15 protein-coding genes and 2 rRNA genes (1 of these 17 only partly in view) are annotated in these 14,467 nt (G+C 41.1%); 1 reads left to right on the top strand and 16 read right to left on the bottom strand.

Going from position 1 to position 14,467, the window contains the following annotated elements:
* Nucleotides 1-91: 91 nt before the first annotated feature.
* From NYE63_RS00240 to metG, 3 genes are all read right to left on the bottom strand, one after another.
* Complete coding sequence (locus NYE63_RS00240; RefSeq protein WP_342603698.1) at nt 92-1,246, bottom strand: ubiquitin-like domain-containing protein; 1,155 nt, start codon at nt 1,244-1,246, stop codon at nt 92-94.
* 278 nt (nt 1,247-1,524) lie between these two features.
* The gene (locus NYE63_RS00235) at nt 1,525-2,292 is read right to left on the bottom strand and encodes a TatD family hydrolase (protein ID WP_063235902.1); all 768 of its coding nucleotides are present in this window, start codon (nt 2,290-2,292) and stop codon (nt 1,525-1,527) included.
* Nucleotides 2,293-2,501: 209 nt separating this feature from the next.
* Nucleotides 2,502-4,463 carry a methionine--tRNA ligase gene (gene metG / locus NYE63_RS00230; RefSeq protein ID WP_342603697.1) on the bottom strand — a complete coding sequence of 654 codons (1,962 nt, stop codon included), beginning with the start codon at nt 4,461-4,463 and terminating at the stop codon, nt 2,502-2,504.
* 631 nt (nt 4,464-5,094) lie between these two features.
* Between metG and NYE63_RS00225 the strand changes: the two genes are divergently transcribed.
* Complete coding sequence (locus tag NYE63_RS00225) at nt 5,095-5,379, top strand: AbrB/MazE/SpoVT family DNA-binding domain-containing protein (RefSeq protein ID WP_063235900.1); 285 nt, start codon at nt 5,095-5,097, stop codon at nt 5,377-5,379.
* Nucleotides 5,380-5,428: 49 nt separating this feature from the next.
* Here the strand turns inward: NYE63_RS00225 and rsmI are convergent, their stop codons facing one another.
* From rsmI to NYE63_RS00160, 13 genes are all read right to left on the bottom strand, one after another.
* Nucleotides 5,429-6,310 carry a 16S rRNA (cytidine(1402)-2'-O)-methyltransferase gene (rsmI, locus tag NYE63_RS00220; protein ID WP_342603696.1) on the bottom strand — a complete coding sequence of 294 codons (882 nt, stop codon included), beginning with the start codon at nt 6,308-6,310 and terminating at the stop codon, nt 5,429-5,431.
* Between the two features lies 1 nt (nt 6,311).
* Nucleotides 6,312-6,572, bottom strand: a complete 261-nt coding sequence (locus tag NYE63_RS00215) for a GIY-YIG nuclease family protein (RefSeq protein ID WP_342603695.1) — start codon at nt 6,570-6,572, stop codon at nt 6,312-6,314.
* Complete coding sequence (locus NYE63_RS00210; RefSeq protein WP_063235897.1) at nt 6,559-7,302, bottom strand: tRNA1(Val) (adenine(37)-N6)-methyltransferase; 744 nt, start codon at nt 7,300-7,302, stop codon at nt 6,559-6,561. The genes NYE63_RS00215 and NYE63_RS00210 overlap by 14 nt, the downstream gene beginning before the upstream one ends.
* Before the next feature lie 178 nt (nt 7,303-7,480).
* Nucleotides 7,481-7,855, bottom strand: coding sequence for a DNA replication initiation control protein YabA (gene yabA, locus NYE63_RS00205; RefSeq protein ID WP_063235896.1), 375 nt, complete (start codon nt 7,853-7,855; stop codon nt 7,481-7,483).
* A gap of 14 nt (nt 7,856-7,869) precedes the next feature.
* A complete protein-coding gene (locus NYE63_RS00200) occupies nt 7,870-8,700 on the bottom strand; it encodes a stage 0 sporulation family protein (protein WP_061440314.1) in 831 nt (276 codons plus the stop codon).
* Between the two features lies 1 nt (nt 8,701).
* Nucleotides 8,702-9,700, bottom strand: a complete 999-nt coding sequence (gene holB / locus NYE63_RS00195; protein WP_063235939.1) for a DNA polymerase III subunit delta' — start codon at nt 9,698-9,700, stop codon at nt 8,702-8,704.
* Between the two features lie 14 nt (nt 9,701-9,714).
* The gene (locus tag NYE63_RS00190; RefSeq protein WP_342603694.1) at nt 9,715-10,155 is read right to left on the bottom strand and encodes a YaaR family protein; all 441 of its coding nucleotides are present in this window, start codon (nt 10,153-10,155) and stop codon (nt 9,715-9,717) included.
* Nucleotides 10,156-10,179: 24 nt separating this feature from the next.
* Nucleotides 10,180-10,509: a cyclic-di-AMP receptor gene (locus tag NYE63_RS00185; RefSeq protein ID WP_063235895.1), complete on the bottom strand. Its 330-nt coding sequence runs from the start codon at nt 10,507-10,509 to the stop codon at nt 10,180-10,182.
* A 101-nt stretch (nt 10,510-10,610) separates the two neighbouring features.
* Nucleotides 10,611-11,252, bottom strand: coding sequence for a dTMP kinase (gene tmk / locus NYE63_RS00180; protein ID WP_342603693.1), 642 nt, complete (start codon nt 11,250-11,252; stop codon nt 10,611-10,613).
* Nucleotides 11,253-11,291: 39 nt separating this feature from the next.
* Complete coding sequence (locus tag NYE63_RS00175; protein WP_342603692.1) at nt 11,292-12,746, bottom strand: aminotransferase class I/II-fold pyridoxal phosphate-dependent enzyme; 1,455 nt, start codon at nt 12,744-12,746, stop codon at nt 11,292-11,294.
* Between the two features lie 237 nt (nt 12,747-12,983).
* Complete coding sequence (locus tag NYE63_RS00170; RefSeq protein WP_081113081.1) at nt 12,984-13,202, bottom strand: sigma factor G inhibitor Gin; 219 nt, start codon at nt 13,200-13,202, stop codon at nt 12,984-12,986.
* Nucleotides 13,203-13,409: 207 nt separating this feature from the next.
* Nucleotides 13,410-13,525: ribosomal RNA gene (gene rrf / locus NYE63_RS00165) — 5S ribosomal RNA — on the bottom strand.
* Between the two features lie 66 nt (nt 13,526-13,591).
* Nucleotides 13,592-14,467: ribosomal RNA gene (locus tag NYE63_RS00160) — 23S ribosomal RNA — on the bottom strand; it runs 2,057 nt beyond the window's last position.

Genomic DNA, 14,467 nt, shown 5'->3' with positions numbered 1-14,467 from the left:
ATTAAAACAGTTTTATATGGGGTTTTTCAACAAATGGAAAATAAAACGCAAAAAACAGGAGACGAATTCATCTCCTGCGAGAGAAACCTTATTAGTCCAATACACGAATCTTTACTCTCTTTACACCCCAGCGATAGGCATCATTTTTTGAGGAAAAGAAGACGTCAATCCTATTTCCCTTTATTGCTCCGCCTTTGTCAGCAGCTACTGCATAGCCATAGCCCTCTACATATACTTTCGACCCCATAGGAATTACATTTGGATCGACAGCAATGATTTTCGCACCCGGATTACTCTTTAGATCTACACCTGTGGACGTGACACCGGAGCAGCCCTTACAACTGGCAGTATAAGCCGTTGATGATACGTATATTTCTTTCCCACTCGAAGAACTAACGTTAGTTACTCCGCGTGATGCCTGGGCAACCGTCGTTCGAGTTCCGACCGTTACAACTTTATCTTGCTTTTTATTAACTACTTTTTCTGAAAGTAATTCTCTTTTGACCTCTTTGCCATTTTCTTTAATAACTTCATATTTCTTAGAAACGAGACCGTCTTTTCCTTCTTTGACAATTTTCTCTTTCCCTTTTGATAAAGAGTCATCTTTTTTTGTTATGACAGCAAAGTCAACTGGTTCTTCCACTACATCGGTGACTTTTTCAATTCGAACTACGTTTACCGTATTCTCAGCTTCAACTTTTTCGGTTAATTCTGGCTCAACTCGATCCAAATCATTGAGTTTTACTCCTTGTTGCTTTAAAAAGTCAGCGACAGTAGTCGAAGTTGACCATACCTGCTTTTCGTCTCCACCTACCACTAATTTCAGTGAAAAGGCTTTGTCTATGGCAACTTCCATATTCGCTTTCAGCTTCGTACTTTTTGAAGGGGTGATCTTATCCTGTTCCTTCAAACTAAGATCTTGGTCTTTTAAAAGTTCGTCTACCGTATCGGCAGTGGACCAAACTTCCTTCCTCTTACCATCCTGTACCATGACGATTTTTTGTGCAGGCTTCCAAACCACCTCTAAATCATCATCAACCTTTGTGGCTCTTGATGGGTGGACATAGTCTGCGGCTTGAACGGTAATCTCTAAATCTTCCAACATATCATTTACAGTAGCCGCGTGTGTACGCACTACCTCTTTTTTTCCGTCTAGCATGATTGTTACTGTATCCTTTGTTCCTTGATATATTAGTATTCCCAATGCTGTAGAAACAAGAATAGCACTGCAAATGGCCATTGCCATTCTCTTCTTCCCAAAAGGTTTGGGAATAAGGTTTTTCATAGTTTTTAATAGAATGAAAAACTCCTCCTTCCTCCCGGTGATTATATAGACTTAGTTATCAAGCTGTCAACCCATTCACTTCTCATTCAGGAAATTACTACCTATTATGCATATTTCATATTGAAAAGAAAAGGGCGACTTCTCGACATAATAAGCTTATAGTTGGAGTGAGATTTGTAGAAACCTTAAAAAATGCGATTTTAGCTAGCGAATCCCGGGAGATATTGTAAAAAAAAATGTCAGTTAATGCCGAATAATTTCTTGGCATTTTCCGTTGTTGCCTGGGAAACTTCCTCTATTGTGAGTTGTTTGATTTCTGCAATTTGTTCAGCAACAAGCTTCACATACGAAGGTTCATTACGCTTCCCTCTATAAGGATGGGGAGCCAAGTATGGACAATCGGTCTCTATCAGTAAACGGTCTAAAGGTACGGCTGCTGCCACTTCCTTTGGTTTTTTTGCATTCTTGAAGGTAACAGGGCCACCCAATGAAATATAAAAATTCATATTGATGCATTCCAATGCCGTTTCTGCACTTCCACTAAAGCAATGCATGATGCCTCCAACCCTTGATGCCTCTTCTTCCTTTAGTATGTGCACGATATCCGCGGTCGCTTCCCGATTATGGATGATAATGGGCAGCCCCACCTTTTTTGCCAATCGGATTTGCTTCCTGAACACCTCCATTTGAACTTCCTTCGGTGACTTATCCCAATGATAGTCCAGGCCCATCTCGCCAATGGCCACAACCTTTGGATGATTTGATAATTCCTCGATCCATTGTAAGTCCTCTTCTGTCATATCTATAGCATCCACAGGATGCCATCCGACTGCGGCATACATGAAATCATAAGCTTCTATTAATTCCATTGCCCTTATAATAGTAGGCCGGTCAAAACCAACGACCACCATATTATTGACTCCTGCTTCCTTGGCTCTTTCTATTACGTCTTCGAGATCCTCATTGAATTGTTCCGCATTAACATGTACGTGTGTGTCAAATAACATTATTTTTCTTCCTTTCTAGCACTATTTTATATAAAAATGAAAGTTTTATGTTTCACATTTAGGTAACAAACAGATTACAAAGGAGCCTATATGCCCAACAAATAAATATAGAACCAAAAACTGAACCTGTATGAAATTACTTTTTCCAAAAGGATAAAGAAAAAAACATAAAAATGTTTCATATGAAACACCTTTATGTTTTCATCGGTTTATTTTACCTTTGAACCATTTGGAATCGATGAATCTATTGTAGCGACTGAGAGCACACCATCCTGGCTTCCAGCCAAAATCATTCCTTGAGAGAGCTCGCCACGAAGTTTAACAGGTTTCAAATTCGTTACGCATATCACTTTTTTGCCTACTAAATCTTCGGGTTTATAGTGCTGTGCAATGCCTGATACGACCTGCCGTTTCTCATAGCCCAAATCTAGCTGAAGTTTAAGAAGCTTATCCGCCTTCTTTACAGGCTCAACTTGCATGACCTGAGCAACACGAAGTTCCACTTTTGTAAAGTCGTCAATAGTGATTTCATCAACCTCGGGAATCGTCTCTTCCACTTTTTCCTCGGCCTTAGGGGCACCGCCCTGCATTTGTTCTTTAATATATAAAACTTCCTCTTCCATATCCAAACGAGGGAAGATCGGGTCTCCCTTCAAGACTTTTGTTTCAGCAGGAATTTGACCAAACTCCGCTAAACTGTCCCAGGATTTTAACACATCATCTTTGATGTTAAGCTGAGCAAAGATTTTTTCCGGTGTTTGCGTCAAGAACGGTTTCAAAAGGATTGCCGTCCTGCGTAATGATTCCGCCAAATGAACCATGACACTGGCAAGGTCTTTTTTCCTTGATTCATCTTTAGCAAGAGTCCATGGCTGGGTCTCATCAATGAATTTGTTAGTTCTGCTCACGAGTTGCCAAATGGATGTTAGTGCAACTGAAAATTCCATGTTTTCCATTGCTTCCTCATATTTGCCTACCGTATCTTGGTTCATTTCAAGCAAAGCCTTTTCGAATTCGCCATTGGATCCTTCGTATTTTGGAATCACACCATCAAAATACTTATTGACCATTGCAACTGTTCGATTTAATAAATTCCCTAAATCATTTGCCAGGTCAAAATTGATCCGTTCCACAAACCCTTCCGGTGTAAATACTCCATCGGAACCAAATGGTACTTCACGCAATAAATAGTAGCGTAAAGAATCCAAACCGTAACGATCAATCAATGTAACGGGATCCACTACATTCCCTTTTGATTTGGACATTTTACCATCTTTCATGAGAAGCCATCCGTGGGCAAAGACTTTCTTTGGAAGCGGCACGTCAAGAGCCATCAACATGATCGGCCAATAGATTGTATGGAAACGAACGATTTCCTTTCCGACCAGATGTACATCGGCTGGCCAATAATTCAAGTATTTAGAATCATTATCCGTTCCATACCCTAATGCCGTTATATAATTGGTCAAAGCATCTATCCAGACATAGATAACATGCTTTGGATCTCCTGGCACCTTGATGCCCCAATCGAAAGTAGTACGTGAAACGGCCAGATCTTCCAATCCAGGCTTGATGAAGTTATTGATCATTTCGTTTTTGCGGGATTCCGGTTGAATGAAATCCGGGTTTTCCTCATAAAACTTCAGTAACCGATCTGCATATTTACTCATCTTAAAGAAATAAGATTCCTCTTTCACCTTTTCAACAGGCCTGCCGCAATCAGGACAGTTTCCATTGCTTTCTTCAACCTGACGTTCCGTGAAGAAAGATTCGCAAGGTGTACAATATAACCCTTCATATTGGTCCAAGTATATATCACCCTGGTCCAATAGCCTTTTGAATATTTTGGCTACAACCTCTTTATGGCGATCTTCCGTCGTTCTGATGAAATCATCATATGAAATATCAAGCTTTTCCCAGAGCTCTTTAATCCCTGATACGATATTATCTACATATTGCTGTGGGGTGATTCCTTCCTCAGCTGCTTTACGCTGGATTTTTTGACCATGTTCATCAGTGCCTGTTAAATACATGACATCGAAGCCACGCATCCTTTTATAACGAGCCATGGCATCCCCTGCCACTGTCGTATACGCGTGCCCTATATGTAAATTACCACTCGGATAATATATGGGTGTCGTGATATAGAATGTTTTTAATTTATCTTGCACTTCGTTCCCTCCTCATCTTTTGAAAAACCGGCTATAGGACTGGCCCAAGCCATAAGAATATATTTAAGCTAATATCTCTATTTTAACGCTATATACAATTCTGCGCGACAATAATCACTAATCTAATCATCATGTTAATAGAATAAAAAAATTATAAGTAAATCTCATTTTAAAAATAAGGGTCCTGGACGTGAACTTCCCTTATGACAGCATTACCTCTTACCTCAACAAAATATACCTAAATTTCTTTTTTTGTGCAATAACTCACATATTCACAAACTTTTTCGAAAAATTGTCCTTAATTCAGAACTTTTGTTTTGAAACTAAATTATATTTAATCATATAATAGTGAAGTATGTTTTTATATGCACACTTTGTCGAAATGTGGTGAAGTGAGTAGTTCTTTGTAGCCTGCTATTTCTTTACTTTTAAAGACATAACCGATTTTTCTTCTTTAAAAGCCTTTTTGTTACACGAAATGAGCCATGCTATTTCTTACAAAAAAATGAAAATAAATCATTGACGAATTTGGGAATGGCTGGTATTATAAATTTATAAAAAAATTTGTCGAATATTGGCGAAAAAAATAGAAATAGGGTACTAGATTGTAACTGAGAGGAGAATTTTTTAAATGAAATCTACAGGTATTGTTCGTAAAGTTGATGAGTTAGGCCGGGTGGTTATTCCAATCGAACTTCGTCGTACATTGGGTATCGCTGAGAAAGACGCTCTTGAAATCTATGTTGATGATGAGCGCATCATCTTGAAAAAATACAAACCAAACATGACTTGCCAAGTTACAGGTGAAGTTTCCGATAACAACCTTACACTTGCTAATGGTAAATTGATTCTTAGTCGTGAAGGTGCAGAATTACTTATTCAAGAAATTCAACAAAACTTCACTGCTGCTAAATAAATGATATAAAAAAACTTCCGTTCTTCGGAAGTTTTTTTTTTGCTTATTATTATTGTATATCAATGTGATACGCTTGATATACATCGCGTTTTTGCAAATTGCGATCTTTTGCGACCTGCTTGATTGCGTCCTTTGAAGTGAGCTGCTTGGTTTCTATATAATGATTAACATGACCGACGAGGTCAAGAGACATCCACCAAGCTTCTTCAGGTTCATCCTCCGACCATTGCCCACCTTCTACTATTAAACAGAACTCACCGCGAATTTCGGATTCCATCGCCCACGTCAATGCTTCACTCACAGTCCCTCGAATGAATTCTTCAAATTTCTTGGTTAATTCGCGGCATAATACTATACGACGGTCACCTAAAATTTCATGCATATGTTTCAATGTTTCTTTCAATCGATGTGGCGATTCATAAACGATCCAAGTCGATTCCATTTTTTTTAATTTTTCCAGCTCCCGCTTTTTTTCTTTTGCTCCCCGTTGTAGAAAGCCATAAAAGTAAAAAGGCTGCGGAATCAGTCCAGATGCGATCAATGCAGTTAATGCAGCATTGGCCCCCGGCAACGGGATGACTTTAAACTGTTCGGCAATGGCATCTTTGACCAGTTCATATCCCGGATCGGATATCGTCGGCAAGCCTGCATCACTTACCAATGCGATGACCTCTCCAGATCGAAGCCTCTCAAGCATCTGCTTCCCGCTATATTCCTTATTATGTTCATGGTAACTGACGATAGGTGTCGAAATTTCAAAGTAGTTGCATAATTTCTTCGTATTTCGCGTATCCTCAGCAGCAATGACATCCGCTTCCTTTAAGATTCTTAATGCCCGGAAACTCATATCCTCAAGGTTTCCTATCGGAGTAGGAACCAGATATAGAGCTGGCTCCAATCCTTCTTTTTCAAAACTCTTTTGCTGCCACATATCATGTATCCTCCTTTGCCATCCACTTTTGCTTTTGTTTTCTTGTTAATTGCTTGAATTTATATTCAGCCTGCATGGCCAATGTCTGTGTTTCGAATATTTCATGATAAATCAGTTCAACCGGGGTCCTGCCTCGTGTATACTTTGCACCCCTGCCTTGATTATGAGCATCAATCCTACGAGTCAAATTATTTGTATAGCCCGCATAATAGCTGCCGTCCCTGCATTTTAAAACATAAAAATAATGCTTATTCCTCTCCATATAAAATCCTTCTGATTTCCGGATTGTACTCATTTTGATCATTATACACAACAAGCGGAGGAAGAATCTTCAAATCAGGGTTGCCGTCCTTTATCCCTTCTATAAGAATCGTATTCGCTTCTTTTGAACTCTTTGGATAAACAAATTGCAGTCGCTTCGGTTCAATTCTGTACATCCTCATGAAACGCAGGATATCCATCAGACGGCCCGGTCTATGTACGAATGCCGCTTTCCCACCTTGACGCAGCAATTGACTTGAAACACGCATGACGTCCTCAAGATTACACATTATTTCATGTCGGGCAATTGCAAAATGTTCATTTTTGTTAATTTCCTCGATGGATGGCGTCGGGAAATAGGGTGGATTGCAAGTAACCACATCATATTTGCTATACCCTATCTGTTTTGGAATTTCTTTTATATCCCCATGAATCATCTCGATCTGGGAGGATACGCCATTATAGTCCATGCTCCTCTGGGCCATGTCATATAACCGTTCTTGAATCTCTACACCGGTAATTGTCCCTTTCGTTCTTGTACTCAGTAGCAAAGGTATGACCCCATTCCCTGAGCAAAGATCTACGATTTTACCTTTTTGGATCGGTACATTTACGAACCTTGATAATAAAACGGCATCTAATGAAAAAGAGAACACCGATGGGCTCTGGATGATTCTTAAATTCTCAGCCAATAGATAATCCAGGCGCTCATCTCCTTTAAGTTCTACCATTGCTGTTACCCTCCTAATCATGTATGGAAAAAGCATGTTTAGGGTCCATGCTTCGACATTACTATCGTACAAAAAGGGGTCTGACTCATAGTATGCGTCAGACCCCGAATCACTATATATTGTAAACGGTCTATCTATCACGTAAAAGAGATGGAACATCTTTTATATTATTCCATTATCACTTCTTGTTTAAAAAAGATAAACAGAACAGGCAATCCCCTTCTTTTCGTAAACTGCCAAAATGCAGATTGCAAATATGAAAGCCTTCTTGATAGATACGTGCTAAATTATCATAGCCTTCGCCGATATCCATAACCTTGTCCGCACTTGCAGTACGATTTTTCACTTTTTGTTTGACCTTTACTGCAGCAGGCGCAGTTTCGACTTCGACAAGGCCCAACCGATGGCGCAAATGCTCGTTCTCCAGCTTGAGCGACTGATTTTCCTCAAGGATTTCAGCTAAGTTCTGCTTCAATTCTCCAAGCTGCTTATATAATTGGCCTATCTGGGTTTCCATATTGGTCACCGACTCAAAAATATCTTTCTTATCCACGCTCTCCCACCACCTTAATAATCTGTGGCTTGAATAGAAACGGCTCCCTCTTTCAGAATCTCATCTAGAGTATACTCTAATACTCTTTCTTGCTCGATTAGTTCAATCTGAAGTACGCGTTCTAGAATATTAAGCCCAACTACTTTGCCTTTGCCACCAGGCGTATTAATCATTTCACCTAAATCAGGAAGCATTTCCTTCGCACTTTCATACTCATCATTTTCATATTTCAGACAGCACATCAATCGACCGCATAAACCTGAGATTTTTGTAGGGTTTAATGATAAATTCTGATCCTTCGCCATTTTGATGGAAACCGGTTCAAAATCTCCAAGAAATGTGGAGCAGCATAGCATTCTGCCACAAGGTCCGATGCCACCAAGCATCTTTGCCTCATCCCTTACCCCAATTTGGCGCAGTTCTATGCGAGTTCTGAATATGGCAGCTAAATCTTTGACTAAATCACGGAAATCCACGCGACCATCCGCTGTAAAATAAAACACGACTTTATTTCTGTCGAAAGTATATGACACATCAACCAGCTTCATATCCAGCTTATGCTCCACAACCTTTTGACAACATATAGAGTAAGCCTCTTCTGCAGCCGCCTTGTTCTCGTCTACAATCAGCTTATCTTTTGCATCAGCGACCCGAAGTACTTTTTTCAATGGCAGGACAACATCGTTTTCATCTACTTGTTTACGGGCTGTAACGACTTTACCGAATTCAACACCGCGGACAGTCTCCACTATTACAAAATCGTCCTTAGGAATAGCGAATTCACCCGGATCAAAGTAGTATATTTTGCCCGCCTTTTTAAAACGGACACCTACAACATCATACAAATCATGATCCCTCCTGCAAATTCAGCACAAGCTGTTCCATCAACAGCTGTGGATTCGTGTTGGACATCAGCTTCCTTTTTGCTTCCAAAATGCAACCCATATGTTCAGCAAGGCGTCTTGGGGAAAGATGAAGAGCGTGAGTTTCAAATTCCTTCAGTTTATTTTGGAATACAACGAAGTCCTTTTTATCCAACTGAATGTATAATAAATCCTTATATATAAGAAGTAACAAATCAAGACCTCTGTCAACCTGTTCTCTTTCTTTAAAGTGTGTGAACCAATCCGTCTGAAGGTACAGCAATGCCTTCAAGGAATTAAGTTTTAACACTTCATATAATTTTACCACTATTTTTTGAGCTTGTACAAACCATTCATCATGACTAAGCTCGATTCCAGCTTCCACATTCTGTGTTATGTGTGCGATAACCGAGGCGAGCTGTGGTTCTACATCCTGTTCTATCAGCTTCCGTTTCACATTCTCAGGAGATAATGGCTTGAACGAAATCACTTGGCACCTTGATAATATAGTCGGTAGAATCCTCTGAAGCTGTTCGGTCATCAATATTGCTACAGTATCAGCCGAAGGTTCTTCTAAAAATTTCAATAGACTGTTGGCTGCCCCCACCGACATTTTGTCCGCATCGGCAATCATATAAACCTTTCGATCTGCCTCTACGCTTTTTTTCGAAAATTCTTCTTGAAGACCCTTAATTTGTTCTTTCTTTATTGAGAGACCGTCTCTTTCTATCAAATGGACATCAGGATGATTCCCACTTGAAATCCGTTTGCAATTCCGACAAAGTTCGCATGGCTCATAACCTGCTGTCGGGGCTTCACATAGTAAGCTTTTGGCAAAGGCATTGCTTATCTCTTGCTTACCTGTTCCTTTTTCCCCTTCAAATAAATACGCATGAGCCACCCTGTTCTTCGTTATGCTATTTTGCAGCATCGTCATTACCTGCGGCTGAATTTGACTCATGTCCTGCCATGTTTTATCCAAAACCATCAACTCACTTAAGTATATAAATTAATCAGAAGACCTTTAATTTCGCCAATCATTTCCAATATTTCAAGCGAGCTTTTCTCTTTATTAAGAATTTCCTCGCTTAACTCAACTAATCTTGCATCTATCGTTTCCACGGTTTTCAACGGCCGGCTCTGTCCATATTCGTTCCAGCTCGTGGATTGCTTCAGTTCCAGTCCATATTCAACCGCTTCTTTAACAAACCGTTTCACCAATGTTTTATATTTTGCCAATTCCCTAAAAGTACGTGATCTTACTAAACGCTGACCTGCCCCTTCAATATCGCTTATCAAACGGTTTAATGTTTGGACTTGCATCTTTTGATCCTGTGTCTGGACCATTTGTTGAAACCTTCCATTTCCTGTTTGAAACTGTTTGGCATCCTTACGCGATTTATCTAGCTTAATAGGGAGATCATGGTTGATTTTCATAATGGACCTCCCTGAAACTAACCGTTAAAATTGTAAAAAGTTTTCAACCGGCAGAACAAAAATGGTCGCACCGCCTACTTGAATCTCCACTGGGTAAGGTACATAGGACTCAGCATTCCCACCCATCGGTGAAACCGGTGATACTAATTGGGATCTTGACTGACAATTCTGTTTGATGATCTGGATGGCTTTATCAACACGCTCATCCTCTGTACCAATCATAAAAGTCGTATTACCCGATTTTAAAAACCCGCCAGTGCTGGCTAGCTTGGTCGTTCCGAAATTATTTTCCACTAATTCATTCAGCAGGCGATGACTATCCTTGTCTTGAACGACAGCAATGATCATTTTCATTCTCATCATCCTCCGGTTACTCTGAATTTTTACTAACTCCATTATAGCAACTAGTCCTTGCCTGGAATAGTATTGGTTGAATAATATGGAAACCTATATATTTAGTTTCCTGCTTTCGCTAAAAAATTCAACAAGCTGGCTTTCGTTTCCTCGAGGACCTCATCTATTGTCCGGCCTGCATCCACGATAATGAAACGGTCTTTCCATCTATTTATAATGAACTGATATCCCTCACAAACTTTTTTATGGAAGTCGAGGGCCTCAAGATCCAGCCGGTTCACTTCCCGTTCCCCATTAGACTGGATACGTCTCAATCCTTCTTCTGGGTCGATATCAAAAAAGATAGTGGCATCTGGCATCATATCTCCAATTGCGAATTTATTGATATTGTAAACTTCTTCTATATCCAAACCCCTTGCATGACCCTGATAGGCTAACGAGCTATCTATAAATCGGTCACAGAGGACAATTCCCCCTCGTTCCAACTCAGGCATGACCACTTCCACTAAATGCTGACGCCTTGCTGCTGCGTATAACAAAGCCTCAGTTCTCGAGTCCATGGCTGTATTATCTTTATTAAGGATCACTTCCCTAATTTGCTCCGAAATGGGAACTCCCCCTGGCTCACGCGTTAATAGGACTTGATAGCCTTCTTGTTGCAGAGCCTTGCCAAGCATTTGGGTAATTGTTGTTTTCCCGGCACCCTCAGGCCCTTCCATTGTTATAAAAATACCACGTTTCATCGATGTACCTCCAAGGTTCTTTGTTTGTAGTATATCATTTTATCCCGTCTGCCCGCTTTCATAAACAATCAATTCTCCGTTTGAAAGGGCGGAACCGCCATGAAACCTTGATCCCAGTTCTAGCAGTCTCCTCAAATTTGATATATGCTCAGGAGTAATCATTTCCCCGGACATAATTAAAGGGATGCCAGGCGGATAAGGAATGACCATCTCGGCAGATATCTCACCCACCGCCTTCCGTAATACGACAGGTTTTGATTTACTAAGCTTCATGTCGGAGTATGGCATTTCAAGACTTGTCATTGACCTTCCATCGGGCCAGAGGACCCCAAGATCTTCTTCCTTGTTTCCAGTTCTGTCTTCAGTGGCACTTTTTATAGTTTGAACGATTTCATGAAAAGGAAATTCGGTACCCATTTTTAATAAGGGTAAAATCATTAATAAATTATCAGGATCAGCCAATTCCGTAAAAATGCCTTCGGCTTCACATAGCTGCTGTAACTCAAACCCGCTTAAACCATTTGTTGATTGAATGACTACTTTCAAAGGGTCTGCCGAGCTGCCTAGTGGAGCCTCCAGCACCCTTACTGTTTGCAGGGCACCTAATTCCCCTCTGAAATCTGATATCTTCTCAATAAGGAATCTTTTGTCTTCAGATGTAAAAGCGGCCAAGTAGGCTCTGGCCAAGTCGAGCGATCCCATAATTGGGTAAGATGGACTGCTCGACTGAAGCATTTGTAAATAGAATGATACTTGATCTACATCAACTAAGGAAGAATTCACATGAAGAAATGACCCCATCGTCATGGCTGGCAGTGTTTTATGCGCTGAATGGACAACTACATCTGCCCCTGCCAAAATTGCCGGTTTAGGAAACGGACTTCCTAACTGAAAATGAGCGCCATGTGCTTCATCCACCAGCACCGGGACCCCCTTTTGATGTGCGAGTTTTACCATTTCCGTCAAGTCTTCACCAAGACCATAATAATTCGGATAGGTAACAACGATGGCTTTTACATCTGGATGTACACTCAAGGCTTCCTCAATTAATTTTGTTCCTAAACCGCCAGCAATGCCCCATTTCTCATAATAAACTGGTTGTAAAAAAATCGGTTGTACATTCGCTAACATCAATCCATGTAAAATTGATTTATGGCAGTTTCTTTGGACAAGGACCTTATCACCTTCACGGCAGGTAGCAAGAATCATGGCAATGTTGCCTACGGTTGACCCATTAACCAAAAAATAACTCCGCTTTACCCCATATAGATCAGCGAGTAGCTGCTCGGACTTTAAAATGGCCCCCTCTGGAGCATGGAGGTCATCTAAACCGCTTATCTCCGTGGCATCAATACCAAGCAGGGGGTTGTATAAGGCTTGGCCCTTTTTATTAAACACCCATCCATTTTTATGTCCTGGGACATGCAGTGATATTGGGCTTTTTTTATGAAATGCACTCATTGCATCGAACAATGGTGTCTGTGATTGATTCATTTTTCTCTTCCCTCATATCATAGTATTTTTTCATTTTATCAAATAAGTTCAATTTTATCCCATTGCGTAGACAGAAAGGCAATTATGTAACTCCGAACAGTCTGTTTGGAGGGAACATGCAGAAATATGAAGCATACTGCCAAGCATTCTTCTAAAGTACCAAAAAAAGAATCAGAGAATAAAGAAACACACCATTTCTTTTTTCTCTGACTCTTTAACTTTCTACAAACTATTTTTTCATGAAAATATTTCAGGATTAGTGATTTTTCTTAATTGCTTTAAGTAATATTGGTATTTGGGATCGTTCGTATCCGTCCTGATCATATCCCTTTCGCATTCCTCACAAATAAAAGTCGTATAAAGATGTATACCCATTCCTTTTATTTGTTCACAAACCGCGCACGTTTCCCCTGCCGTTGTTTTGGTTGTTGTTGTCCCCAACATCTCCACCTCCATACCTGCATTCTCCCCAAAAACCATTGTTCGCATACATTAATTTAAATAGTTTAAGAGAACCGGGATGCTTTTAACAATGTATGATGAAGAAATTCAATACGTGTATGTCTTTATAAAAGTTTCCATAATTGATAATCCCTTTATATCCAATGATTTTTCTTTGCATTAAACAAAAAAAGATCAACCGGATGGCTGATCTTTTAAGTGGCTTGGCGGCGTCCTACTCTCACAGGGGGAAACCCCCAACTACCATCGGCGCTGAAGAGCTTAACTGCCGTGTTCGGAATGGGAACGGGTGTGACCTCTTCGCTATCGCCACCAAACATATCAGGAACGTTGTTCCTTCAAAACTAGATAATAAGAAGAAGGTGTTTCATTTTTTTAAAGCGTTGGTTAAGTCCTCGATCTATTAGTATCAGTCAGCTCCACATGTCGCCACGCTTCCACCTCTGACCTATCAACCTGATCATCTTTCAGGGATCTTACTAGCTTGCGCCATGGGAAATCTCATCTTGAGGGGGGCTTCATGCTTAGATGCTTTCAGCACTTATCCCGTCCGCACGTAGCTACCCAGCTATGCCTTTGGCAAGACAACTGGTACACCAGCGGTGCGTCCATCCCGGTCCTCTCGTACTAAGGACAGCTCCTCTCAAATTTCCTGCGCCCGCGACGGATAGGGACCGAACTGTCTCACGACGTTCTGAACCCAGCTCGCGTACCGCTTTAATGGGCGAACAGCCCAACCCTTGGGACCGACTACAGCCCCAGGATGCGATGAGCCGACATCGAGGTGCCAAACCTCCCCGTCGATGTGGACTCTTGGGGGAGATAAGCCTGTTATCCCCGGGGTAGCTTTTATCCGTTGAGCGATGGCCCTTCCATGCGGAACCACCGGATCACTAAGCCCGACTTTCGTCCCTGCTCGACTTGTAGGTCTCGCAGTCAAGCTCCCTTGTGCCTTTACACTCTACGAATGATTTCCAACCATTCTGAGGGAACCTTTGGGCGCCTCCGTTACTCTTTAGGAGGCGACCGCCCCAGTCAAACTGCCCACCTGACACTGTCTCCCACCCCGATAAGGGGCGCGGGTTAGAATTTCAATACAGCCAGGGTAGTATCCCACCAACGCCTCCACCGAAGCTAGCGCTCCGGCTTCTCAGGCTCCTACCTATCCTGTACAAGCTGTACCAAAATTCAATATCAGGCTGCAGTAAAGCTCCACGGGGTCTTTCCGTCCTGTCGCGGGTAACCTGCATCTTCACAGG

The sequence above is a fragment of the Peribacillus sp. FSL E2-0159 genome (genome assembly GCF_038643155.1).
Classification (GTDB): Bacteria; Bacillota; Bacilli; order Bacillales; family DSM-1321; genus Peribacillus; species Peribacillus simplex.
This window is presented reverse-complemented; position numbering and strand designations above follow the sequence as displayed.

Coding starts and splice junctions, on each gene's coding strand:
- NYE63_RS00215 (WP_342603695.1), bottom strand. CDS start 6,572: ATGGAGAGGAATAAGCATTATTTTTATGTTTTAAAATGCAGGGACGGC.
- NYE63_RS00240 (WP_342603698.1), bottom strand. CDS start 1,246: ATGGCAATGGCCATTTGCAGTGCTATTCTTGTTTCTACAGCATTGGGA.
- NYE63_RS00185 (WP_063235895.1), bottom strand. CDS start 10,509: ATGAAAATGATCATTGCTGTCGTTCAAGACAAGGATAGTCATCGCCTG.
- NYE63_RS00235 (WP_063235902.1), bottom strand. CDS start 2,292: ATGTTATTTGACACACACGTACATGTTAATGCGGAACAATTCAATGAG.
- NYE63_RS00210 (WP_063235897.1), bottom strand. CDS start 7,302: ATGGTAGAACTTAAAGGAGATGAGCGCCTGGATTATCTATTGGCTGAG.
- NYE63_RS00175 (WP_342603692.1), bottom strand. CDS start 12,746: ATGAATCAATCACAGACACCATTGTTCGATGCAATGAGTGCATTTCAT.
- NYE63_RS00225 (WP_063235900.1), top strand. CDS start 5,095: ATGAAATCTACAGGTATTGTTCGTAAAGTTGATGAGTTAGGCCGGGTG.
- NYE63_RS00170 (WP_081113081.1), bottom strand. CDS start 13,202: ATGGAGGTGGAGATGTTGGGGACAACAACAACCAAAACAACGGCAGGG.
- NYE63_RS00190 (WP_342603694.1), bottom strand. CDS start 10,155: ATGAAAATCAACCATGATCTCCCTATTAAGCTAGATAAATCGCGTAAG.
- rsmI (WP_342603696.1), bottom strand. CDS start 6,310: ATGTGGCAGCAAAAGAGTTTTGAAAAAGAAGGATTGGAGCCAGCTCTA.
- tmk (WP_342603693.1), bottom strand. CDS start 11,252: ATGAAACGTGGTATTTTTATAACAATGGAAGGGCCTGAGGGTGCCGGG.